1 protein-coding gene and 1 pseudogene are annotated in these 2,507 nt (G+C 76.6%); both read right to left on the bottom strand.

Annotated elements, in window-relative coordinates; translation table 11 throughout:
- On the bottom strand, positions 1-558 hold a 558-nt coding region (locus tag ACFV4N_RS42725; protein ID WP_499678408.1), incomplete at its 3' end, for a Pvc16 family protein.
- A gap of 25 nt (positions 559-583) precedes the next feature.
- A pseudogene (locus ACFV4N_RS42720) lies at positions 584-2,507 on the bottom strand (hypothetical protein); the annotation flags it as partial.

Below are 2,507 nucleotides of genomic sequence, written 5' to 3'. Positions count from 1 at the left end.
AGCCGCCTCCAGCACCACGCCCTCGGTGACCGGCGGCCCGGCCTGGGTCCACTCGCCCGCCAGCGGCGCGATGACCTTGAGGTCGATGGACGGCTTCAGCTCGCCGCCCAGCGCCGACCACATCTCCGAGGTCGCCCGCCCGTCCGGCGGCTGGGCCGAGTTCAGGATGACGCCCAGCCCCAGTTCCGCCAGCGTGCCGGTCAGCCACTCGTCGGCCATCCGCTCGACCCGCACCAGGCTCGACAGCACCTCGGACAGCAGCCGGTGCTCGTCCTGCGGCCGGTTGGTCCACGCCGTCACCACGTAGGCCAGCTCGAACCACCGCGCCGGGCCGCGCCAGCCGGTCAGCACGCCCTCGTCGTCGTAGACCTCCACGCCACCCGCGTGGCGGCGCATCACGTCCTCCCGGATGTCGTGCAGGAACACGTTGACCGTGGGTGCGTTGCGGCGCGCGGCCCAGTCCTTGGTCGGCGCGTCGAACGACAGCTCACCCCCGCCGCCGGGCACGCCCGCGGCCGTCAACATCCGCCGGATCGCCTCGTCCACCTCGTGGATCACGGGCGCCTCCTCCTCGTCGTCGGGATCACCTGCGCGCCACCATGTCCGGTGGCCCGATGGACGCGGCCACCACCAGGAACGGCGTGGGCTCGGCCCGGAAGCCCGGCCCGGTCGCGGTGATCGTGCGCGGCCCGGTCTGGTCCTTGGCCAGGATCAGCAGCTGGGCGGTGAACCGGCCGTCCGCGCGCGGGATCGTCGGCGCGGCGGCCGCGGTGATGCCGGGCGCCCAGTCCAGGCGGACCGGCGCGCCGGGCGGGAAGTCCTCGCCGCGCACCGAGGTGACGAACCCGGGCTCGCCGATCGGCGGCACCGCCACGATCCTCGGCTGGAGCACGGTCACCGGCGCGACCGCGGTGTTGTCGCCCGGGTTCGCGTCGGTGCCGGTGGTGCGCAGCACGCCGCGCACCTCGGTCCGCACCGCCGCGTCGGGCGCGAGCACCACCTGCACGACCTGGGTGGCGCCCACCGGGAGGTCGGGCAGCGCGCAACTGGTCGGCGCGCAGCCGGGCGGCACGGCCTGGACCGGCACCCGCGCGGGCAGCAGGAAGTCCAGCCTCAGCCCGGTCGCCAGCGAGCCGCCCCCGTTGCGCACGGTGTAGGTCACCACCGCCCGGCCTCCCACGTAGGACGGGGTGGGCTGGACCGCGACGGTGAGCGCCGGACCGGCCGCCGGGACGGGCGGGGGCGGCGGCAGCGTGGCCGTCGTCGTCGTAGTCGTGGTGGTGGTCGTGGTCGTGGTCGTGGTCGTCGGCGGCTCGCCGACCGTCAGCACCGTGTCGTCGGCGTTGTCCGACGGCAGGGCGTCGAGCACGGTGCCGGCGACCGACCAGTCCAGCCGGTGCGCGCCGGGCACCACGCCCACCAGGTCGGCCACCACCTCGACCGACGTGCCGGGCGCCAGCACCCCCAGGTCGCACCGCAGCTCCTCGGCGGCGCACGTGCCGCTCGACGCGCGCAGCCCGACCAGCCGCAGCCCGGTGGGCACGGCCACCGTCAGCGCGGTGCCCGGCGAGGCCGCCGGACCCCGGTTGCGCGCGGTGACCGCGACGGAGGTGGTCCCGCCCGCGTCGACCGTCGCCGTCGGCGGGGCGTCCACCGCGAGGTCGACCGACTGCTGCCAGGTGGGCTCCTTCTGCCTGCCGGGCAGGCGGGTGGCGATCCGCTCCAGCGCGCCGGTGCCGGTGGTGAGCACGGCCAGCTCCTCCGGGGAGGCGGCGTCGCCCTGGCGGCGGGTGGTCAGCACCGCGCTGCCGCCGTCCGGGGCGAAGGCGGCGTCACGCGGCTGGAACGGCCCGGCCGGTCCGGGCGGCGCGGTCACCGGTCCGGCGCACGTGCCCGCGCCGAGCAGCACCTCGCAGTCCCCCGGGTCGTCCAGGGGCACCCGCAGCAGGCCGTCGGGCTCCCGGTTGAACACCAGCTCGCGCCCGTCCGGGCTGAACGTCGAGCTGTCGTCGGTGACCGGGCAGTCGCTGCCGCACGCCAGTTCGCTCAGGTCCCGCTGCCGGTCGAGCGAGCCGGCGCGCGCGGTCCAGACGTGGTTGTCGCGGACCTCGCCGGTCGGGCCGTCGGTGACGAGGCCGCGGGTGAACGAGAGCGTGGCGCCGTCGGGCGACCAGGCGGGCTGGGTGTCCTCCTGGTCCGCGACCTCGGGCGGCGGCCGGAGCACACCGGCCACGGCGCCCGTGGCGGCCTCGACGACGACGATCCGGCTCGCCGAGCCGTCGGGTCGCACCCCTCCGGGCGAGCGGCGCGCGAAGGCGATGAACCGGCCGTCGGGCGAGAAGGTGGCGTCGAACTCCCAGTCGGCGGGCTGCCGGTCGGCGACGGGCAGCCGGCGCGGGTTGCCCCCGTCGGCGTCGACCAGCCACAGGCGCTGCACCCGCAGGCCGTCCTCGTCCTCGAACCGGCTCAGCAGGATCTGCCTGCCGTCCGGCGAGTAGGACTGGCGG

Source organism: Actinosynnema sp. NPDC059797 (assembly GCF_042732085.1).
Classification (GTDB): Bacteria; Actinomycetota; Actinomycetes; order Mycobacteriales; family Pseudonocardiaceae; genus Actinosynnema.
Note: the sequence above shows the minus strand (reverse complement) of the source record. Positions and strands in the feature narration are given on the sequence as shown.